This window comes from Streptomyces lincolnensis (genome assembly GCF_001685355.1).
In the GTDB taxonomy this organism is placed as follows: domain Bacteria; phylum Actinomycetota; class Actinomycetes; order Streptomycetales; family Streptomycetaceae; genus Streptomyces; species Streptomyces lincolnensis.
This window is the reverse complement of record NZ_CP016438.1, coordinates 3,257,776-3,278,125: the sequence shown is the minus strand read 5'-3', so window position 1 is coordinate 3,278,125 and position 20,350 is coordinate 3,257,776. Positions and strand designations below refer to the sequence as shown.

Genomic DNA, 20,350 nt, shown 5'->3' with positions numbered 1-20,350 from the left:
CACACATCGAATCTACGGTCCCGTTCGAAGTTACGAGCGCAATCCGATATGTCGAACATGCAGAGTGGATCGAGCAGTTAGGGCAGGGAATGGGACGACCTGGCCTCAATCGCAGGCACCTTCTGACAGCGGCCGGCGGACTGGCGGTGGCGGGCAGCTTCGGCTTCGCCGCCCTCGGTACCGGCGCCGACGCACTCGCCTCCGGCGCGGACACCCGGGTGCGCTACTGGAACCTCTTCAGCGGCGGCGACGGCGCCAACATGATCGCGATGCTGGACGCCTTCCGTAAGGCGAACCCCGGCATCGACGTCAAGGACTCCACCCTCCAGTGGGGCAACCCCTTCTACACCAAACTCGCCATGGCGGCCGCGGGCAACCGCGCACCCGACCTCGGCGTCATGCACATGGGCCGGGTCACCGGCTTCTCACCCGGCCGCCTCCTGGACCCCTGGGACGTCGGCCTGCTCGCCAAGTACGGGATACGGGAGCAGGACTTCAACCCCCTGCTGTGGCGGCGCGGTGTCATCGACGGCGAGCTCTACGCCCTCCCGCTCGACATCCACGTCCAGCTCTGCTTCTACCGCAAGGACGTGCTGAAGAAGGCCGGCCTGCTCGGCGACGACGGCCGGATGATCCCCGTCACCTCCACCGACGAGTGGTTCGACGTCCTGAAGAAGGCCAAGGCCGTCCAGAAGAAGGGGCTCCAGACGATCGGTCTGTGGACCAACGACCAGAACTTCCAGTGGTGGTTCTTCGTCGCGTTCTACACCCAACTCGGCGGCCGGTGGTTCAACGAGGACAACACCGAGGTGCTCTTCGACGCCGACAAGGCCACCCAGGTCCTGGAGTTCCTCCGCCGGCACGTCACCGACGGGTACGTCATCCCCGGCGCCCCCACCGGCGAACAGTTCATCAACGGCGCCCCCTTCACCTGGGAGGGCAACTGGTCCGTACCGGTGTTCTCCGGCGCGAAGCTCGACTACGGCGCGACCCCGCTGCCGCCCGTCTTCGGCAAGCCGGCCACCCACGCCGAGTCGCACGCCTTCGTCCTGCCCCACCAGGCGGACCGCGGCGGCGCCGCCAACGAGGGCGCCCACGAACTCGCCGCCTACGTCGTCAAGAACGCCCTCCAGTGGGCGGCCGGCGGCCACATCCCCGCGTACACGCCGACGCTCTCCACGGCCGTGTACCGGAAGCTCACCCCGCAGAACGAGTACGTGAGCGCCATGGACCACCAGGCCACCGAGCCGAAGGTGTGGTTCGCGGGCTCCACCGGCGTCCTCGCCCAGGACCTCGGTCCGGTCGTCGTCTCCTCGACCATGGGCTCCGCCAAGCCGGCCGCGGTGGCGAACCGCATGAAGAGCCGGCTCACCAAGCTCCTCGCCTCGAAGAACCCGATGGACGGCAGGACCGCCGCGCAGGGAGGTGCGGTCGCATGACGACCAGCGCTCAGACCGTCGTCGTACCGGCACGTGCCAGAACCGCGACCGCCGTCGCGACCGTCCGCCGCAAGCAGGGCTTCCAGCACGGCGGCTGGTTCGTCGCCCCGTTCCTGGCGCTCTTCGCGCTGTTCGTGATCTGGCCGCTGCTGCGCGGCGTCTACCTCAGTTTCACGGACGCCAACATCTCCGGCGAGGGCGCGAGTTTCGTCGGCCTCGACAACTACCGCGAGGCCCTGAACGACGCGGCGATGTGGGACGCCCTCGGCCACAGCGCGTACTTCACGCTGCTGGTCGTTCCGTGCATCACGGTCCTCGCCTTCCTGCTCGCGATGCTCGCCCACAACATCGAGCGCGGCAAATGGCTGTGGCGGCTGTGCTTCTTCGTGCCGTTCCTGCTGCCCTCGACGGTCGCCGCCAACATGTTCCAGTGGCTGTTCACCCAGGGCATCGGCCTGATCAACCAGACCTTCGGCCTCGACACCCCCTGGCTGACCGACAAGTCGTACGCGATGCTCGCCATCGTCATCATGACCCTGTGGTGGACGGTCGGCTTCAGCTTCCTGCTCTACCTCGCCGCGCTCCAGGGCATCCCCGACCATCTCTACGAGGCCGCGAAGCTGGACGGCGCCAACGCCTGGCACCGCATGGTCCACATCACCCTGCCGATGCTGCGCAACATCACCGGGCTGGTGATCGCGCTCCAGATCCTCGCCTCGCTCCAGCTCTTCGACCAGGCCGTCGTGATGATGGACTTCTCGCCGGGACCGGAGCTCAGCACCCGCTCCTTCGTCCAGTACACCCTCGAACAGGGCTTCACCAGCTACCGCGTGGGCTACGCCTCCGCGATGTCCATCATCTTCTTCGTGATCATCGCGGTCATCGCCCTGGCGCGGATGTGGCTGCTGCGCAACCGTGAGGAGGGCACCCGATGACCAGCACCCAGATCCGGATCAAGTCCCGCAGGCCCTGGACGCCCAGCCAGATCGTCCTCACGCTGATCGGTGTCGCCGTCTCCGCCGTCTTCGTGACGCCGATCGCCGCGGCCCTGTTCACCTCGCTCAAGTCCGAGGCGGAGGCCGCCGAGATCCCGCCGCACTGGCTGCCCGAGGTCTGGACGACCCAGGCGTGGCGGGCGCTGTGGGAGACCGGCAACGTCACCAACTGGTTCGTCAACTCCCTGGTGGTGTCGGTCTGCGTCACCTCCGTCGTGCTGACGGTCAGCGCACTCGCCGGATACGGCTTCGCCCGCACCGAGTTCCGCGGCAAGAGCGTGCTCATGGGCATCGTCATGTCCGGCCTGATGATCTCCCCCGCGGTCCTCGGCGTGCCCCTGTTCACCACGGTCCAGCAGATGGGCATGGTCGACACCTACTGGGGCATGATCCTGCCCCAGTGCGCGCCCGCCGCGATGGTCTACATCCTCTACAAGTTCTTCCAGGGCATCCCGCGCGAGCTGGAGGAGGCCGCGTTCATCGACGGCGCCGGCCGCTGGCGGGTCTTCTTCACGATCGTGGTCCCGCTGGCCCGCCCCTCCCTCGCGGCGGTCGGCATCTTCACCTTCATCGCCTCGTGGAACAACTTCCTGTGGCCCTACATGGTGACCAACAACCCCGACCTGATGACCATGCCGAACGGCATCGCGACCGTCATGAACTCCTACGGCATCCAGTGGGCCCAGCTCATGGCCGGCGGCCTCATGGCGGGCCTGCCGCTGATCATCGTCTTCGTCTTCTTCCAGCGTCAGATCGTGGCGGGCGTGGCCCACACGGGATTGGCAGGGCAGTGAGAGTCCACAGAGCGGTGACGGCCCTGGTGGCGGCGGTCCTCCTGGCCCTCCTCCCCAACGCGGCCCAGGCGGCGGAGAGTTACCCCGACCCGCGGCCCCTCACCGGCCAGCAGATCATCCACGACCCGACCGTCCTGAGGCTGAAGTCCGGGCAGTACGTGGCGTACTCGACCGGCGGCGTCATCGGCGCCCGCCTCTCCAAGGACCTGAAGCACTGGGACGACGCCGGCAACGCCTTCGCCGAGCCGCCGAGCTGGTGGTACGAGTACAACGACACCGGCGACCCCTGGGCCCCCGACATCTCCTACCGGGCGGGCCGGTACTGGCTGTACTACGCCGTCTCCTCCTGGGGCACCAACCACTCCGCGATCGGCGTGGCCACCTCCCCGTCCGGCCTCCCCGGCACCTGGACCGACCACGGCAAGGTCTTCACCTCCGAGACCACCGACACCTGGAACGCCATCGACCCGGCGATCACCCGCGCCGACGGCCGCCTGTGGATGTCCTTCGGCTCCTACTGGACCGGCATCCGCATGGTCGAGCTGAACCCCCACACCGGCAAGGCCCGCGCGAACACCCCGGTCCACCACCTCGCCACCCGCCCGGACGCCCCGTACGCCGTCGAGGGCCCCTACATCGTCAAGCACGGCCGCCACTTCTACCTCTTCGCCTCCTACGACGCGTGCTGCTCGGGCGTGAACTCGACGTACAAGATCAAGGTCGGAAGGTCTACGACGATCACGGGGCCGTACGTCGACAGCACCGGCAAGCCCATGCTGGAGGGCGGCGGCGACCTGCTGCTGGAGGGTCACGGAAGGTACGTCGGCACTGGGGGCCAGTCGGTCTTCCAGGACCGGGGCCGCGACATCCTGGCGTACCACTATTACGACGCAGAGGACGAGGGCACGCCGAAGCTGGGCCTGAACCAACTGAACTGGACAAAAACTGGCTGGCCTGTAGTCACCTAGGGGCGCGGGGAACTGCGCGACCAGCCCCCACGTACTCGCAGCCGCCAACGAAACAAGAACCACCCCTCTGGAAAGGCGACCATGCACAACACGGCCCGCTTCACCCTCGACCCCGCCTTCACCGTCGGCCAGGTAAACCCCCGCCTCTTCGGCAGCTTCGTGGAACACCTCGGCCGCTGCGTCTACACCGGCATCTTCGAACCCGACCACCCCACCGCGGACGAGGACGGCATCCGAACCGACGTCCTGGACCTGGTCCGCGAACTCGGCGTCACAGCCATCCGCTACCCCGGCGGCAACTTCGTGTCGGGCTACAAGTGGGAGGACTCGGTCGGCCCGAAGGAGGACCGCCCCCGCCGCCTCGACCTGGCCTGGCGCTCGACGGAGTCCAACCGCTTCGGCCTCTCCGAGTACATCGCCTTCCTGAAGAAGATCGGCCCCCAGGCCGAGCCGATGATGGCCCTCAACCTCGGCACCCGCGGCGTCGCCGAGGCCCTCGAACTCCAGGAGTACGCCAACCACCCCGCCGGCACCGCCCTGTCCGACCTCCGTGCCGCTCACGGCGACAAGGACCCCTTCGGCATCAACCTCTGGTGCCTCGGCAACGAGATGGACGGCCCCTGGCAGACCGGCCACAAGACGGCGACGGAGTACGGCCGTGTCGCCGCCGAGACCGCCCGCGCGATGCGTCAGATCGACTCGGGCGTCGAGCTCGTCGCCTGCGGCTCCTCCAGCCAGTCCATGCCGACGTTCGCCGAGTGGGAGGCGACGGTCCTGGCGGAGACGTACGAGCTCGTCGATTACATCTCCCTGCACGCCTACTACCAGCCCGAGGACGGCGACCTCGACTCCTTCCTGGCCTCCGCCGTCGACATGGAGTCCTTCATCGAGAACGTGGTCGCCACCGCCGACCACGTGGGCGCGAAGCTCAAGTCCAAGAAGAAGATCAACCTCTCCTTCGACGAGTGGAACGTCTGGTACATCTCGGAGTGGCACGCCATCGAGAACTCCGCCGCGCGGGACTGGGCGGAGGCCCCCCGCCTGCTGGAGAACAACTACAGCGTCATGGACGCGGTCGTCTTCGGCTCGCTCCTCATCGCGCTGCTCCGGCACGCCGACCGCGTCACCGTGGCCTGCCTCGCCCAGCTGGTCAACGTCATCGCCCCGATCATGACCGAGCCGGGCGGCCCGGCCTGGCGCCAGACGACGTTCTTCCCGTTCGCCCAGGCGTCGCAGCACGGCCGCGGCGAGGTCCTCGACGTCCGCGTGGACTCGCCGACGTACGAGACGAAGAAGTACGGCGAGGCCGACCTGCTGCACGCCACCGCGGTCCGCGCCGAGGACGGCACCGTCACCGTCTTCGCGGTCAACCGCGACCGGACCGAGGCACTGCCGCTCGAAGTCGCCCTGTCCGGCCTGGACCTGACGACCCTCGTCGAGCACAGCGCCCTCGCGGACGCCGACCCCGACGCCCGCAACACCCTCGACGACCCCGAGCGGGTCGTCCCGCACCCGGTCGAGGGCACCACGCTCCAAGACGGCACCCTCACCGCCGTACTGGAGCCGCTGTCCTGGAACGTGATCCGGCTGGCCTAGGGCCTGTCGTCAGCGGCCGGGGGAGTCCACCGCCGTCACCGGCACTCCTCCGGCCGCCGAGCCCAGCAGGGTCAGCCGTACGTCCTCGGGGCCGGACTCCGTCGTGCCGTCGGACAGGACCGCCAGGGCCAGGGTGTTGGTGCCGCGGGTGCGCAGGATGCCGTTGGGCAGGACGAAGGTGTGCTGGGGGCCGACGTCGTTGATGTACTGGCCCATGTTCCAGCCGTTGAGGAAGATCTGGACGCGGTAGGCGCGGGCCGGGTCGTCGGCGAGGGTGAGGCCGACCGAGGCGTCGATGCCCGGCTCGACGGCGAGCCGGAAGGTCCTGCGGTACCAGGTGACCCCCTGCCTGCGGCCGGCGCGCGGCAGACCGGTCCTCTCCCACCCGGCGTCCGCGAAGCCCGGCAGGTGCCAGCCCTCGCGCTCCCCGTACAGGCCGCCGTTGTTCTGCGGGCCGCGCACGGGGTCGACGGCCGCCTCGCCCTGAAGACGCCACCGCACCTTCGGTGACACGCCCTTGAAGGCGACCCCGGTCAGTCCGCGGGCCACCTTGTGGCTGTCCTGGGCCTTGCCGTCCTGGTCGTGCTGCATACGGCGGACGAGGACGGACAGGGCATGCGCGTCGCCGCGGTCCGCCACCCGCTCGCGGAGGTCCTCCGGCACGGTGAAGGTCGCCTTCTTCGCCCAACTGCCCTGCCGTACGGTGCTGTTGTCCGGGACCGGCATCCGGTGCGTGCCGAGGGGCTCGCCGTCCAGCCAGGCCATCAGGAGTCCCTGGGTGCCCGTGCTGTACGCGAGGGACACCGACTCCAGGTCCTCCAGTTCCTCGGGGGGCACGTCGAAGCGGCCCCGGTACCAGACGTCGCCGTAGTGGAAGCCGTAGTCGTCGGCGAAGAGGACGGGCTGCCCCTCGGGGACGGGCGTGACGCTGTGGGAGGTCTTCCGGTCGGCGGTCTTCCAGGCCGAGTCGTCGAAGTCCGGGGCGGATTCGGGGTTCTCCGTCTTGTGCCGCCAACCGCCTTCCAGAGTAGGGAGGTTGACCTTCGGCACGCCGGGGAGGGGCTGGAGGGCCAGCAGGCTGCCGGTGCCGCTGAGCCGGGTGCGGACCGGTACGCCGTTCCAGGTGACGCGGGTGAGGCCGCGCGGGCCCCACACCTCCAGGCCGGTCGCGCCGATGGTGTCGCCGGTCAGGGCCACGGTGTCGCCGCGCACGGTCACGCTCCGGACCAGGGCCGGGCCGTAGACCAGCACCGGGCCGGAGGGGGTCTCGACGGGCCACAGCCGCAGGGAGGTGGCGTCGTCGGCGAAGAACAGCAGCATGGGCCGCTGGGCCCCGCCGGCCTCGACCTTCACCCGGGTCAGTCCGCCCGTGCCGAGCGGCGCGGACACCCTGAGCAGCCCTCTGTCGTAGACCCAGGCGCCCTCGGCGTCCAGCCGGGTCGTCGTGGGCTCCTGCGGGCAGTCCAGGACGACCTGGGCCATCTCGCCGCGCGGGCCCGCGAACACGGCGATGTCCTGCCGCGCGACGGTGAGGCACATCATCGGCTGCACGGTGGAGTACTTCAGCTTCCGCTGCCCGAGGCCCAGCCCGGTCGCCAGCAGCCGGCCGTCGCGGGCCGGGACGGTCAGCGGCACGTCGAAGTCGGTGCCGGGCAGCTCCGAGGTGACCGGCTCGGCGGAGTCGTTGCGCAGCACGTAGACATGGGCGCCGGTGTCCGGGTTGGTCAGGTGGTACGCCGTCAGCCGGTCGTCCTTCGGCTTCACCGCGGTCGCCGGGTTCAGCTTGGCGAAGTCGGGCTGGCGGGCGAGCAGATGGCCGATCTGGTGCATCGGGGCGAGCTTGGGCGTGGCGTTGCGGCCCTCGTCGAAGGCCGCCCCGTAGTCGTACGACGTGTAGACGACCGGTGCGGGCAGCCAGCCCCAGGAGGTGCCGCCGAAGGTCATGTAGACGTTGTGCAGGGTGATGCCGTTGGCGAGGTTGGTCAGGTAGAAGCGCCGCTCGTAGGCCGCGTCCCGGGTCCGCCGGGACTCGGCGTACCCCTTGCCCCGGAACCAGGACCCGCCCCACGGATCGAACCAGCCCCCGCCGAACTCCGGGACGAACCCGGGCGTCCGCGGGCTGGCCGTGGCCCCGCCCTTCGCCCCGCCGGTCCCGAAGTACCCCCAGTCCGCCGGGACCTGGGAGGGCGAGGGGTATCCGTCGAAGCCGTACAGCCAACGCCCCTTCTCGCCGCCGGTGTCGAAGGACCCGGGGGTCCAATGGCCGTTCCTGCCCTTGTCGTTGTGGAACAGCGGTACGTCGATGCCGTCGGCCCGCACCTTCTTGTACAGGTGGGACATGTAGTCGCGGCCGGCGGGCTCGCCGACGTAGGAGTCGTACTCGTTCTCGATCTGGTAGAGCAGGACCGTGCCCGTGCCCCGGGTGTACTGGTGCCGGGCGGCGATCGCGTTCACCTCGGTCAGCCACTCGTCGGCGTACTTCAGATAGGTCGGGTCGGAGGTACGGGCCCGGCCCTCGGTCACCGTCAGCCAGCCGGGGAAGCCGCCGCCGTCGATCTCGGCGTTGATGTACGGGCCCGGGCGCAGGATCACGTACAGGCCGGTCTCGGCGGCCGTGCGCAGGAACAGGTCGAGGTCGCGGACGCCCGTGAAGTCGTACCGGCCGGGCGCGGCGGAGTGGTAGTTCCAGGAGACGTAGGCGCTGACCGCGTTGTAGCCGTGCGCGCGCATCTTCTCAAGGACGTCCCGCCACAGCGACGGGCTCGGCAGCCGGAACGGGTGCATCTCGCCCGACCAGAGCACCAGCCGCCTGCCGTCGATCAGGAGCGAGTGACGGTCGAAGCCGACCGTGTGCCGCCGCCCGTCGGCGGCCGGCGGACCCGGCGCGGGGCCGGTGGGCACACTGCGGGAGGAGGAGGCGCGCGTCGGGGTGCCGATACTGCCGCCCAGCGTGAAGCCGAGCGCCGTGACACCGGCGAGGGCGGTGAATGTTCGCCTGCTGAGCCCCAAGGGAGCGCCTCCTGTTGTGCTTGTTCCGTTCGCGACCGTAGGTGCGGGGGTGAGTGCTGGTGGGTGCCGGGGTGCGTGTCGGGTCATTCTGTACGGTCCGGCACCGCACAATTGTCATATGAGGATCTCGGCGCGGGCTGACTACGCGGTACGGGCGGTGCTGGAGCTCGCCGTACGAGGGGGCGACGGGCCGGTGAAGGCGGAGGCCGTCGCCGCCGCGCAGGGCATCCCGCACAAGTTCCTGGAGGGCATTCTCGGCGATCTGCGGCGCGGCGGGATCGTCGACAGCCGGCGCGGCGGGGGCGGCGGCTACCGGCTCGCCCGCGAGGCCGACGCGATCACGGTCGCGGACGTCATCCGGGCCGTCGACGGGCCCATCGTGTCGGTGCGCGGCGAACGCCCCACCGGCCTCGCCTACACCGGTTCGGCCGAACCGCTGCTGCCGCTGTGGGTCGCCCTGCGGGCCAATGTGCGCCGGATCCTGGAGGGCGTCACCATCGCCGACATCGCCTCCGGCGACCTGCCCGAGCCGGTACGCCGACTGGCGGCCGAGCCGGCGGCTTGGGAGAACCCCTGAGGGGCACACCCGGCCCGTACTCAGGTTGACGCCCTGAGGTCATCTTCCGTTCATCCGCCGGACGGGCCCTAGCGGTGTGAACGGGCCGGGGTGAATGGCCGGAGTTAGACCTGTCCATGACATGTCGGCGGTCTCTACGATGCGGACGCCCTCGGTGCTTCACAATGACTCCACAGCGGCTTCACATTTCCTTCTCGGGCTGTGAGTCGGCGCCGGGGGCGTGTCCACCCCCCACCCACCCCGAAGAAGGGGAACCCATGAAAAGTGCTCTGCTGCTGAGCGGCGCGGTCGCCGCGCTCCTCACCACCGCACTGCCCGCACAGGCGCAGAACGCGTCCGGCGGCTTCGAGGACCCGCCGCCGGACAAGATCGTCATCAAGGTCGCCACGGTGAACGGCTCCGGCTGTCCCGCGGGCACCACCGCGGTCGCCGTCTCCGCGGACAACACCGCCTTCACCGTGACCTACAGCGACTACCTCGCCCAGGCCGGCGGCAACTCCGACCCCACGGCGTCCCGCAAGAACTGCCAGCTCAGCCTGCTCGTCCACGTCCCGCAGGGCTTCACGTACGCCATCGCCAGCGCGGACTACCGGGGCTACGCCATGCTCCAGCCCGGAGCGAGCGCGGTGCAGAGAGCCTCGTACTACTTCCAGGGTTCGTCCGGCACGGTCTACAAGAACCACAACTTCACCGGCGCCCTCAACGACAACTGGCAGGCCACCGACGAGACCGACTGGGCCCAACTCGTCTACGCGCCCTGCGGAGTCCAGCGCAACTTCAACATCAACACCGAACTCCGTGTGAACGCCGGCACCCAGTCGGCCTCCAAGGTCAGCTTCATGACGATGGACTCGACGGACGGGGACATCAGCACGACCTACCACATGGCGTGGAAGGAGTGCCCGGAGTCGTAACAGGGGCCCGTGACCGGCGAGGTGGCCCTGGAGAGTTATAGGTACCCCGCGGCGCGCCCGCTCCCCAGACTGGTCCTGCACGGCCGCTCGGTCGTGCAGGACCATGGGGGAAGGGAACATCCATGATGATCAGGAGGCGGCTGACCACCGCGGCTCTTGGCCTGGCGGCGAGCGGCGCGCTCATCGTCACGACGGCAGGCGCGGCGCATGCGGTGAGTGTGAGCTTCGGCCGCGCGGGCGTCGAAGTGGCGACAAGCTGGGACTGGTCGGCGAACTCGCTGACTGACATCGACTACTCCATCAAGGACAAGGACTGCGACGGCAACGACGTGTACGCGCGGATGCGTGTGTACACCAAGCTCGTCCCAGACGGGACCGACACCACCAAGCGCTACAACTCCAACGGCTGCGGCAAGACGGTGAAGCACCTGGACCTCAGGTTCGACGCCACCAACCACATCACCGGCATCCGTGTGTACGCGTGTGTCGACGACGCGGGCTCCGACTCGTGCAGCCGCTCCGACTTCTACGACAACCCCAAGGTCCCCTGACCCGCCACCGGTACGGTTGTCTCCCTGTCGGAGCAACCAGGGGGACCGTGTGACCGACCACCGCATCGAGCTCGCCGACGCCGTCCAGGCCGTACGGGACGAACTGATCACGGCGGCGGCCCGCTCGTCCGGCCAGGACGTCGCCTTCGAAGTGGGCGACATCCAGCTGGAGTTCAGCGTCGAGCTCCGCAAGGAGCTCAAGGGCGGCGTGAAGGTCAAGGCGTGGGTGGTCGAGGCCGGGGCCGAGGGCTCCGGCGGGAGCACGCGGACCCACCGGGTCGCGGTCACCCTCAAAGCACTGGACGCGCGCACGGGGGAGCCGTGGAAGGTGCGCAACGACAGTATGGGGAGCGTGGCGCGGTTCGGGCGGCAGGGCCGGGGTAGCGAGGAGCGGTGATCGGGGGGCGGGTTCTCGACCGGGTCGTCGTGGTCCTGGGGGCAGGCCAGGGGACGGGGGTGCTGCTCGACCGGCGGACGGTGATGACGGCGCGGCACGTCATCGAGGGGGTCGATGCCGTCGAGGTGATCCACCCGGCGGCCGACGCGCCGGTGACGTGCACCGTCCTGTGGGCGGACCGGGAGTCCGACGTGGCGCTGCTCCAGGCCACCGACGACGTGATCAGCGCCGAGCGAGCGGCGCCGCTGGGCAGTCTCCGGGTCGGGACAGTCGCCACCTGGTCCCCGCTGGCGCACTGCCAGATCGTCGGCTTTCCCCAGATCCAGCGGTACGGCGAGCGCGGCGAGGATCTCGAGTACGACCAGTACCGTGCGGCCGTGCTGCCCATGGCCGGGCACATGCGTGATGTGCTCGTCTGCGAACTGGACCGGCCCGCCGCCGACGAACGGGGCGGTGGTACGTCGCCGTTCCTAGGGTTGTCGGGGGCGCCGGTCTTCGCGGGGGCGGTGCTGCTCGGTGTGGTGACCCAGGTGCCGAAGGGGCGTCACCACATGCGGGTGGAGGCGGTCTCGGCCGAGGCCGTGCTGGACATGTTCGCAGGCGACGGGCACAGGTGCGAGCAGATCACGGACGTTCACCCGCAGGACGACCAGTTCGAGGCCCGGTACGCCTCCGACCTGCGCTCCCAGTACCGCAAGACCGAGATCTTCGGTATCGATGAACTGGGCCGGAGCGAGGCGAGTTGGGACCTCGACACGGCTTACCTCAGCCTGGAGGCCGAGGGGGCGCACGGAACCATCCGGCATCGCATCGACACCCTGCTCACCGACCGCCCGCGCGTCCTGCTGCGCGGTGAGGCCGGCGCCGGCAAGACCACCCTCGTCTGGTGGCTGGCGGCCCACGCCGCGAACGGCACCCTCGACGAGGACCTCGCCCAGCTCAACGGCCTCGTACCGTTCGTGGTCCCCCTGCGCGAGGTCCACGCGCGCGGTGGGCGTTTCCCGGCGGTGTCGGAACTGCTGTCCGCCGGCCGGGTCATCGGCGACGCCCCGCCCGACGGCTGGGTCCGCCGTGTGCTGGAAGCGGGTAGAGGGCTGCTCCTGGTGGACGGCCTGGACGAGGTCCCCGAGCGGGAACGGGAGGAGGCCCGACGCTGGCTGTCCATACTCCTGGACCGCTATCCGCACACCAGGTGTGTGGCGACGGTCCGTCCGAACGCGGTGGAGAAGGACTGGCTGGTCCAGGAGGATTTTGCCGAGCTGACGTTGCTGCCCATGAGCGACGAGGACATACGGGCCTTTGTGGGCACCTGGCACGAGGCTGCTCGTCTGGAGTGCGGCCATCTCTACGACGTCCGGCGCGGGGCCGAGGAGCAGGGACGCCTGAGCAGCCTGGAACAGGGTCTGATCCACCAGCTCGACGACAACACCGCGCTGAGCGAACTTGCCCGCACTCCGTTGTTGTGCGCCGTGATCTGCGCACTGCACCGGCGCCGGGGTGGCTTGCTCCCCACCACCCGCTGGTCCCTCTACCAGGCTGCCCTCGCCATGCTTCTCGGCGGCCGTGATGCCGGGCGAGGCGTCCGCGACACCAGCCCTCTCAGCCTCGACTCCGGTGAGCAGCACGCGCTGCTTCAGCGGATGGCCATCTGGCTGGCCCGTACGGGGCAGCAACAGATGACCCGATACCAAGCCGTCCAGCAACTCGGGCTGGCCATGCGGGACATGTCTCAGATCAGCGCCAAGGGGAAGCCCGAGCAGATCCTCCGATACCTCCTCGACCGCAGCGGCCTCCTCCAGGAACGCACCGACGACGCCATCCAGTTCATCCACCGCACCTTCCAGGACTTCCTCGCCGCAAAGGAGTTCCACGAGAGCGGCTACATCCTGGAACTCCTACAGCGCGCGCGTGACGAGGTCTGGCGGGATGTCATCGTCCTCGCGGTCGGGCACGCCACGCGCAAGGACGCCCACAAACTCATCAAGGGACTGGTCAAGTTCGGCGACGCCGAGCAGGGAGACGACGAGCGGACGTACCTCCATCTGCTGGCCGCCAGGTGCGCGACGAGTCTGCTGTCGTTGGATGCCGAGCTCATGGACCTCGTGCGGAGGCGTGTCAGGACGATGCTGCCGCCGATGAAGCCCGGTCTGGGGAACGAGTTGGTGGCGCTGGGGGATTGGGCGGTTGAGCTACTGCCCGGGCCGGAAGGGCTGGACGACGACCAAGCCTTCGCCACTGCCCATGTTCTGGCGCGGATTCGCACTACGCGGGCAAGGCAGGCGTTCAGAGCCTTTACGTCTCTGCCGAGTTGCAGGAGTCTTTTCGTGGACGGTTGGGACTGGCAGCCCGTTGATGACTACGCGCGAGACGTGCTGAGCGGAATGGATTTTCCTTTCATGCACGTGGACACGCTGTCAAAGTTGGTGCATCTCCGCAGCCTCGGCTCGATTTCCGAGCTGGATGTCAGCGGCCCGTATTCTGCGGAGGAGTTGGACGCCTACCTGCCGACAGACGGCATCGAGACACTCTGGATCAGTGGCAACGAGGAAATCGCGAGCCTCGAATTCCTCAGGACGCGTGCGGATCTGATGTCTCTGGGACTGTATGCAGCCCGGTTGACCTGTGAGCAACTGCGGCCCCTGGGGAGGATGCCCGGGCTGCGCTCCCTCGTGCTCACCGGGACGCCCCTCGACGGCTGGTCGGGTCTCGTTCGGCTTCCCGCCGTGTCTCGACTGACCGTCGCATCTGACGATTCGGGATGGCTGACCCGTATGAACGAGTGGACCGGGCTTGAAAGACTGAAAGTCGACCTCGGGAACGTACAACCTGACTTGGCTCGTTGTGAACCGGTTTCGCAGGTTCGAAGTCTGCATCTCCCCTACCAGTCGGACCAAACGGATATCGCGCAGGTGCGCCGCGTTTTCCCCGAGTTGAAGTCACTGGTGCTGCATTTCGTTTTGTGGTCCCACGGCAGGGGTGTGCTCGACCTGACCCCTCTGCTCGACCTTCCCGGTCTGCATGTCACGCTCGAAGGTGCCGGACGAGAGGGAATGCCTGTCGTCGGAGCGGATAAGTTCGGCAATCGGTTCACCGACGAAATCAACTACCAGGGCTCTTGAAATCACCTGCCACGAACTCGCCCCAGGCTGCCGAGGAGACGGCAAGCCGTGCCCCCCGCCGGTCCTTGGAGTCGCGGACGTGGACGGTGGCGGGGGTGAGGGCGACCTCGACGCAGTCGCCGTCACCGCTGCTGCTGTACGTCGACTTGAACCAGGCCAGTTCACTGGTGCTCATAGCGCTCCTCGCATCCGCTGCAACAGGCTCACGGAGTCCTCAGGAGTGAGAGCCTGCGCTCGCATCCTGGCATACCGCTTCTGGAGGACGCTTACCTCTTTTGGGTCGGTGAAGAGCAGCCCGCCGCGTTGTCCCTCGTTGTAGGCATACCACTTGGCGTCCGGGGTCTCCAGCAACTGGATGGGACCTGCCAGTCCGGCGTGGGACTTCCGCACCAACGGCATGATCTGGATCTCGATGTTCCGGAGTCCCGACGTCTCCAGCAGGCTCTCGATGAGTTCACGCGTCACCTCTGTTCCGCCCGTGCGCCGCAGGAACAACTGCTCCTCCAGGATGAAGCTGAACTGGGTGTTGGGCCGATCGAGCAGCAGCCGCTTGCGATCGGCTCGCGCGGACCACTGCACCTCGATCTGCTCGTCCTGCAACGGTGGCAGCTGATCGTCGAACAACTGCCGTGCGTACGCCTCGGTCTGCAACAACCCCGGAATCAACCGGCATTCATAGGTGTACAGCGCGATGGCCTCGGCCTCCAACCTCGCCCACTGCCGAAACCACGCCGCCAACCCCGGCTGCCGAGCCAGATGCCCCGCCGCCCTCCGTAGCGCACCCGTGTTGCCAAGGACCCCCTCCGCGCGCTCCACGAGCGCCGGGTCCGGCATCCGCCTCCCCAACTCCACGGACGCCACCGTGTGTTTGGAGAAGCGGACCAGGTCCGCGAACTCCTCCCGGCTCAGCCCCGCGTGCTCGCGCAGCGCCTGGACCACCGCGCCGAACGTCCGCAGGCTGTCGGACGACTCCGGCTCGCTCCCACCAGCCGCGCCTACACCCACCGCTCCATCGACCACCGCCGATCACCTCCCGCGCACATGGTCACGGGCAGTGACCGGTACTGTCCAGCCCGTCACCGCGTACGCTGCGGCAGCGTACGCGCCGACGGCCTGGTGAAGTGGGTCTCGGGCCCGCCAGATTGGGCGCATGACCGCACCGCCGCCCTCCCAAGGCACCGTCACCGTACGTATGTTCACCCAGCGCCTCAGCTCGACACCCAGAGGCGCCCGCCTGGCAAGGCACCTCGCGCTGGCCCAGCTCGACGCGTGGGGCGTGCCGCACGGCAGTGAGCCGGCCGACGCGGTCGCCGTGATCGTCGCCGAGCTGGCCGCGAACGCGGTGACGCACGGGCGGGTGCCGGGCCGGGACTTCGAGCTGCGGCTCGCGCTCGTCACCGGGAGCGTGCGGGTCGAGGTCACCGACACCCGTACGCAGCCGCGTCCGCCCGCCCGGGGCGCCGTACGGGCAGGCGGGCCGCTGGAGGAGGAGGGCAGGGGGCTGCTCCTGGTCGACGCGCTCGCGGACCGGTGGGAGGTGGTCGACCGGGAGCCGCCGCCGGGCAAGACCGTGCGGGCCGAGGTCGACCTGCCGGGGTGGCTGTCCCTGGTGAAGGCGATGGTTCCGGTCGCCGTGGGCGGCGCGGTGACGACTCGTCAAGTTCCTTGTGAGACAGCCCGCCGCCCTGTCGAGGTACCGTAGTGCGACAAAAGTATCGGAATGGGTGAAAAGGAGTGCTGATGGGGCTCACCGTGCGCGTAGAGAAGCGCATCGCCAAGGACTTCCCGGGGCGGGACGGCCAGATCGTCGGGGAGCTCCTCGCCGAGCTCGTGCACCACCTGACCGAGCGGGGCGACCGGGAGGACAAGGAGCGCATCGCCGCCGCCACGCTCGTGTGCGGCCAGGGCAAGGTCGACCGCCTCCTGGACGCGGTCCAGCTGGCCAAGCAGGACTGGCGGGACGTACTGGTCGGGGCGGGGCTCGCGGACGCGGGGTGGCGGGAACGGCTGGAGGCGGACTTCGGTCCGGGGACGCCGTGAGCGTGCGGTAGCGGCGGCGCTCCGGACAAGTTCGGGCACCTTCCGGTGAATTGCGGCCAGAGCTGGTGTCGGCCGCTCCGGTCGCGTCAGGATCCCCACACCGTCCGGGTCGCGGAGGTCCCGGGTACGGAGTGGGGAGCAGCGCATGACCGTCTGTGCGACGGTGCGTCCGACCGTGTCGTCCCGTCTTCTGTCCGCGTCACTGGGCGTCTGTCCGCTCGTGGCCGCCCTGGACGTGCTCCTGGGCGCCCGGCCCCAGATCATCGCGCTGCTCGTGATCGCCCCGCTGCTGGCCTGCACCAGCCTGGGCGTACGGCTCACCGCACTGGTCGCCTGCTGTGCCGTCGCGTTCGGCTGCGCCGCGGGCCTCCTCGACGGTACGGCCCTCACCTCCGCGTTCCTCGTCCGCTGGTCCGGCCTGCTGCTGGGCTGCGCGCTCACCGTGCGGGTGGCGGCGCGGCGGGTCGCCCTGGAGGCCGCGCTGAGCTCACTGGCCCGGTGCGAGGAAGCCGCGCGACACGCCGGGCGGCCACTCGCCGACGACCTGGCCCCGGCGCCGACCGCCGCCGACCGTGAGGCGGCCGAGGTGCAGGTCAAGGACGTGGCCGCCCTGGCCGAGCAGTGCCCTCAGGCTGTCATCGCCAAGACCCTGGACGGGCGGATCACCTACTGGAACGCCGCCGCGCAGCGCCTGTACGGCTACCTCCCCAAGGAGGCCATCGGCGCGCACGTCTCCATGCTCGCCCCGCCCGAGCGCCGGGGTGAGATCGACGACCTGCTCACCCGGCTGGGCCGCGGCGAACGCATCGATCACTTCGCCACCCGGCGCAGCACCAGCACCGGACGGGCCATCGACGTGGACCTCACCCTGTGGCCGCTGCGGGCCGGCGACGGGCACCCGGTCGGCGCCTGCGTGATGGTCCGCCGGTCCCCGGCCGTCACCGAACGCGACCTGGCGGCGGTACCGGCGTCGGTGGCCGAGGGGCGCGCGTTCGTCGGGGAGTTCCTGGCCGAGCGGGACCGCACCGCCGTCGTCGACGAGGCCCGGCTGCTGGCCTCGGAGGTGCTCACCAACGCGGTCCAGCACGGCGAGGGGCCGGTCCGGCTGCGGCTGTCCCTGACCGAGGACGAGCTCACCGTCGAGGTCACCGACCGCGGCCCGGGGATGCCACGACGGCGACACGCCGGGAAGGCCGACGAGTCGGGCCGGGGCCTCGAACTCGTCGACAGCCTCGCCACCGCCTGGGGCACCCGCCCCGCCGCGGACGGCAAGACGGTCTGGTTCACGCTGCCGGCACCGCCGTAGCCCAGTAACGGCAACGGCTGAGGTGTGCGCGAACCATTGACGCGCAAGGGGTTCGATTCTACGTTCCGTCCGAAGCTCTGATCGGCGATCGATATCTCGAACGTATCGTCTCCCCCCACCTCCAAGGAGCGTCAGTGTGAGCCGCAGAACCGCGCTTCTCGCCCTCCCCGCAGCCGTCCTGCTCGCCCTCGTTCCGGGCACGGCGCAGGCGTACCCCAACCCCGGCCGGGTCACCGGCTCGACGGTCGTCCACGACCCGACGATGATCCGCACCTCGTCGGGCCAGTACCTGCTGTACGCCACCGGCGGCGGCATCGCCAACAAGAGGTCGTCCGACCGCACCGCCTTCAGCGCCGGAGCCGACGCCTTCTCCTCCCGGCCCGGCTGGTGGCGCACCTACTCCTCCGTGCCGGAGGCCTGGGCGCCCGACATCTCCTTCCACGGCGGCAGGTACCTGCTGTACTACTCCGTCTCGAAGTTCGGCTCGAACACCTCCGCCATCGGACTGGCCACCTCCACCACCGGACAGCCGGGCAGCTGGAGCGACCAGGGCATCGTGTATTCCTCCGGCTCCTCCAGCGACTTCAACGCCATCGACCCCAACCTGTTCGTCGACTCCGACGGCAAGTGGTGGCTGTCCTTCGGCAGTTGGTGGACCGGCCTGAAGATGATCCAGATCAACCCGTCCACCGGCAAGCAGCTGTCGTCCAACACCACCCGCTACTCGCTCGCCTCCCGCCCGACCGGCACCAAGGCCGTCGAGGCGCCCTACATCGTCAAGCGGGGCAGCTACTACTACCTGTTCGCGTCCTACGACACCTGCTGCGCCGGCACGAGCTCGACGTACAAGGTCAAGGTCGGCCGCGCCACCAGCGTCACCGGGCCGTACGTCGACAAGAACGGAGTGTCGATGATGAACAACGGCGGGACGCCCGTCCTGGAGTCGCACGGGAGCGTCATCGGCCCCGGCGGGCAGTCGATCACGAACGACGCCGACGGCGACCTGATCGTCTACCACTACTACGACGGCAACGACAACGGGACGCCCAAGCTCGGCATCAACCTCCTGAACTGGAGCAGCGGATGGCCCGTCGCCTACTGACCCTGCTGGCCGCGCTGATCATCGCCCTGTCGTTCGGGCAGTCCTCCGCGAGCGCGGCCTCCTTCGCCAACCCGGTCAAGACGCAGAAGGGCGCCGACCCCTGGATCTCGTACCACAACGGCAACTACTACCTGGTGACGACGAGTTGGACCAACGTCATCACCATGCGCAAGTCCACGACCCTCGCCGGTCTCGCCACCGCGCCGAGCGTGCAGGTGTGGACCGGTGACGCGGCCTCGCGCTGCTGCAACATCTGGGCGCCGGAGATCCACTTCCTGAACGGCCGCTGGTACCTGTACTACGTGGCCGGGCAGAACGTCTCCGACTACAACCCCACCCAGCGCTCCCACGTCCTGGAGAGCGCCGGTTCCGACCCCATGGGGCCCTACACCTACAGGTCACAGCTCAACTCCGCCTGGATGCTGGACCCTTCGGTCGGCACCATCAACGGGCAGCTGTACCTGTTCGGCAGCGCGATCACCAACGGCACGCAGAACCTGGTGGCCGCCCGGATGTCCAACCCGTACACCCTCGCCACCGGCTTCTCCACCATCTCCCGCGCCACCAACTCCTGGGAGACCTCCGGCGGAACGGTCAACGAGGGCCCGGAGATCCTCCAACGGGGCGGGCGGACCTTCCTGATCTACTCCGCGAGCGGCTGCTGGACCCCCGACTACAAACTCGGCCAGCTGACCCTCACCGGCTCCGACCCGCTGTCCGCGTCCTCCTGGACGAAGAAGTCCACGCCGGTCTTCCAGCGCAACGACTCCGCCGGCGTCTACGGCCCCGGCCACAACGGCTTCTTCACCTCACCCGACGGCGCGGAGAACTGGATCGTCTACCACGCCAACGACTCCGCCTCCGACGGCTGCGACAACGGGCGCACCACCCGGGCCCAGAAGTTCACCTGGAACGCCGACGGCACGCCCAACCTCGGCACGCCGGTCGCGCTCGGGGCGTCCCGGGCAGGCCCCTCGGGTGAACCCTCGGCCGCCTCCACCACCTACACCCTCACCAACCGCAACAGCGGCAAGTGCCTTGAGGTGGCGGGGAGTTCGACGGCCGACGGCGCCAACGTCCAGCAGTACACCTGCAACGGCAACACCAACCAGCGCTGGCGAGTCGAGGACCAGGGCGACGACACCAGCCGCCTGGTCAACGCCGCCACCGGCAAGGTTCTGGACACCGCCGACTGCTCCACCGCCGACGGCGCGGACCTGCGCCAGTGGTCCTGGCTGGGCAACACGTGCCAGAAGTTCCGGTTCATCGCCACGGACGGGGGTCACGTCCGCGTGGTGAACCAGGCCACGGGCAAGGTGGCCGACGTAGCCAACTGTTCCACGGCGGACGCGGCCGACGTCCGCCAGTGGTCCTGGCTGGGCAACAACTGCCAACAGTGGAGGCTGAACCCGGTGTAGTGCGGGTTCGCCTTTGCGCCGTAGGGGTGCGGGGTGTGCGCGGCTGCGGGTGCGTCGTGGCTGGTCGCGCAGTTCCCCGCGCCCCTTTCGGGGCGTGGGCAACAACTGTCGACAGTGGTGGCTGA

General features: G+C 69.1%; 18 protein-coding genes. 15 read left to right on the top strand and 3 right to left on the bottom strand.

All coding sequences use genetic code 11. The annotated features are described in order from the left end of the window. Positions 1 to 89: 89 nt before the first annotated feature. The 5 genes from SLINC_RS14580 to arfA all read left to right on the top strand — a co-directional run bounded on the left by SLINC_RS14580 (position 90) and on the right by arfA (position 5,792). Positions 90 to 1,439 carry an extracellular solute-binding protein gene (locus SLINC_RS14580; RefSeq protein WP_067432043.1) on the top strand — a complete coding sequence of 450 codons (1,350 nt, stop codon included), beginning with the start codon at positions 90 to 92 and terminating at the stop codon, positions 1,437 to 1,439. Then, complete coding sequence (locus SLINC_RS14575) at positions 1,436 to 2,374, top strand: carbohydrate ABC transporter permease (RefSeq protein WP_067432040.1); 939 nt, start codon at positions 1,436 to 1,438, stop codon at positions 2,372 to 2,374. The genes SLINC_RS14580 and SLINC_RS14575 overlap by 4 nt, the downstream gene beginning before the upstream one ends. Continuing rightward, positions 2,371 to 3,228: a carbohydrate ABC transporter permease gene (locus SLINC_RS14570; protein ID WP_067432037.1), complete on the top strand. Its 858-nt coding sequence runs from the start codon at positions 2,371 to 2,373 to the stop codon at positions 3,226 to 3,228. The genes SLINC_RS14575 and SLINC_RS14570 overlap by 4 nt, the downstream gene beginning before the upstream one ends. Continuing rightward, a complete protein-coding gene (locus SLINC_RS14565) occupies positions 3,225 to 4,196 on the top strand; it encodes an arabinan endo-1,5-alpha-L-arabinosidase (RefSeq protein WP_067432035.1) in 972 nt (323 codons plus the stop codon). Before SLINC_RS14570 ends, SLINC_RS14565 begins: the two co-directional genes overlap by 4 nt. Positions 4,197 to 4,277: 81 nt before the next feature. Beyond that, complete coding sequence (arfA, locus tag SLINC_RS14560; protein WP_067432032.1) at positions 4,278 to 5,792, top strand: arabinosylfuranosidase ArfA; 1,515 nt, start codon at positions 4,278 to 4,280, stop codon at positions 5,790 to 5,792. A gap of 9 nt (positions 5,793 to 5,801) precedes the next feature. On the opposite strand, the gene SLINC_RS14555 is transcribed toward arfA, so the two are convergent. Continuing rightward, a complete protein-coding gene (locus SLINC_RS14555; protein WP_067432029.1) occupies positions 5,802 to 8,801 on the bottom strand; it encodes a glycoside hydrolase family 35 protein in 3,000 nt (999 codons plus the stop codon). 118 nt (positions 8,802 to 8,919) lie between these two features. Here SLINC_RS14555 and SLINC_RS14550 point away from each other — a divergent pair, with 118 nt between their 5' ends. From SLINC_RS14550 to SLINC_RS14530, 5 genes are all read left to right on the top strand, one after another. Then, positions 8,920 to 9,378, top strand: coding sequence for an RrF2 family transcriptional regulator (locus SLINC_RS14550; protein WP_067432027.1), 459 nt, complete (start codon positions 8,920 to 8,922; stop codon positions 9,376 to 9,378). Positions 9,379 to 9,635: 257 nt separating this feature from the next. Further along, entirely contained in the window at positions 9,636 to 10,292 is a 657-nt protein-coding gene (locus tag SLINC_RS14545; protein ID WP_067432025.1) for a DUF4360 domain-containing protein, read from the top strand. A gap of 122 nt (positions 10,293 to 10,414) precedes the next feature. Beyond that, positions 10,415 to 10,843, top strand: a complete 429-nt coding sequence (locus tag SLINC_RS14540; protein ID WP_067432019.1) for a hypothetical protein — start codon at positions 10,415 to 10,417, stop codon at positions 10,841 to 10,843. A gap of 49 nt (positions 10,844 to 10,892) precedes the next feature. After that, a complete protein-coding gene (locus SLINC_RS14535; protein WP_067432017.1) occupies positions 10,893 to 11,240 on the top strand; it encodes a trypco2 family protein in 348 nt (115 codons plus the stop codon). Between the two features lie 59 nt (positions 11,241 to 11,299). Then, entirely contained in the window at positions 11,300 to 14,359 is a 3,060-nt protein-coding gene (locus SLINC_RS14530) for an NACHT domain-containing protein (protein WP_152039030.1), read from the top strand. On the opposite strand, the gene SLINC_RS14525 is transcribed toward SLINC_RS14530, so the two are convergent. Beyond that, positions 14,340 to 14,534, bottom strand: coding sequence for a DUF397 domain-containing protein (locus SLINC_RS14525; protein ID WP_067432013.1), 195 nt, complete (start codon positions 14,532 to 14,534; stop codon positions 14,340 to 14,342). The genes SLINC_RS14530 and SLINC_RS14525 overlap by 20 nt on opposite strands. Further along, on the bottom strand, positions 14,531 to 15,379 hold the full coding sequence (locus SLINC_RS14520) for a helix-turn-helix domain-containing protein (RefSeq protein WP_067432010.1): 849 nt from the start codon (positions 15,377 to 15,379) through the stop codon (positions 14,531 to 14,533). The genes SLINC_RS14525 and SLINC_RS14520 overlap by 4 nt, the downstream gene beginning before the upstream one ends. 130 nt (positions 15,380 to 15,509) lie before the next feature. Between SLINC_RS14520 and SLINC_RS14515 the strand changes: the two genes are divergently transcribed. The 5 genes from SLINC_RS14515 (at position 15,510) to SLINC_RS14495 (ending at position 20,225) form a co-directional block, all read left to right on the top strand. After that, on the top strand, positions 15,510 to 16,061 hold the full coding sequence (locus SLINC_RS14515) for an ATP-binding protein (protein ID WP_079164532.1): 552 nt from the start codon (positions 15,510 to 15,512) through the stop codon (positions 16,059 to 16,061). Positions 16,062 to 16,099: 38 nt separating this feature from the next. Then, positions 16,100 to 16,399 carry a hypothetical protein gene (locus SLINC_RS14510; protein ID WP_067432006.1) on the top strand — a complete coding sequence of 100 codons (300 nt, stop codon included), beginning with the start codon at positions 16,100 to 16,102 and terminating at the stop codon, positions 16,397 to 16,399. Between the two features lie 145 nt (positions 16,400 to 16,544). Continuing rightward, positions 16,545 to 17,705 carry a PAS domain S-box protein gene (locus tag SLINC_RS14505; RefSeq protein ID WP_067432003.1) on the top strand — a complete coding sequence of 387 codons (1,161 nt, stop codon included), beginning with the start codon at positions 16,545 to 16,547 and terminating at the stop codon, positions 17,703 to 17,705. Positions 17,706 to 17,841: 136 nt separating this feature from the next. Further along, positions 17,842 to 18,807 carry an arabinan endo-1,5-alpha-L-arabinosidase gene (locus tag SLINC_RS14500; protein WP_067432001.1) on the top strand — a complete coding sequence of 322 codons (966 nt, stop codon included), beginning with the start codon at positions 17,842 to 17,844 and terminating at the stop codon, positions 18,805 to 18,807. Next, entirely contained in the window at positions 18,789 to 20,225 is a 1,437-nt protein-coding gene (locus SLINC_RS14495; RefSeq protein WP_067431993.1) for a family 43 glycosylhydrolase, read from the top strand. The genes SLINC_RS14500 and SLINC_RS14495 overlap by 19 nt, the downstream gene beginning before the upstream one ends. The last annotated feature ends 125 nt before the right edge of the window (positions 20,226 to 20,350 follow it).

Bases quoted from the DNA above. Each gene is read 5' to 3' on its own strand.
- SLINC_RS14550 (WP_067432027.1), top strand. From the start codon at position 8,920: ATGAGGATCTCGGCGCGGGCTGACTACGCGGTACGGGCGGTGCTGGAG.
- SLINC_RS14570 (WP_067432037.1), top strand. From the start codon at position 2,371: ATGACCAGCACCCAGATCCGGATCAAGTCCCGCAGGCCCTGGACGCCC.
- SLINC_RS14545 (WP_067432025.1), top strand. From the start codon at position 9,636: ATGAAAAGTGCTCTGCTGCTGAGCGGCGCGGTCGCCGCGCTCCTCACC.
- SLINC_RS14515 (WP_079164532.1), top strand. From the start codon at position 15,510: ATGACCGCACCGCCGCCCTCCCAAGGCACCGTCACCGTACGTATGTTC.
- SLINC_RS14495 (WP_067431993.1), top strand. From the start codon at position 18,789: ATGGCCCGTCGCCTACTGACCCTGCTGGCCGCGCTGATCATCGCCCTG.
- SLINC_RS14540 (WP_067432019.1), top strand. From the start codon at position 10,415: ATGATGATCAGGAGGCGGCTGACCACCGCGGCTCTTGGCCTGGCGGCG.
- SLINC_RS14505 (WP_067432003.1), top strand. From the start codon at position 16,545: ATGACCGTCTGTGCGACGGTGCGTCCGACCGTGTCGTCCCGTCTTCTG.
- SLINC_RS14525 (WP_067432013.1), bottom strand. From the start codon at position 14,534: ATGAGCACCAGTGAACTGGCCTGGTTCAAGTCGACGTACAGCAGCAGC.
- SLINC_RS14580 (WP_067432043.1), top strand. From the start codon at position 90: ATGGGACGACCTGGCCTCAATCGCAGGCACCTTCTGACAGCGGCCGGC.
- SLINC_RS14510 (WP_067432006.1), top strand. From the start codon at position 16,100: ATGGGGCTCACCGTGCGCGTAGAGAAGCGCATCGCCAAGGACTTCCCG.
- arfA (WP_067432032.1), top strand. From the start codon at position 4,278: ATGCACAACACGGCCCGCTTCACCCTCGACCCCGCCTTCACCGTCGGC.
- SLINC_RS14575 (WP_067432040.1), top strand. From the start codon at position 1,436: ATGACGACCAGCGCTCAGACCGTCGTCGTACCGGCACGTGCCAGAACC.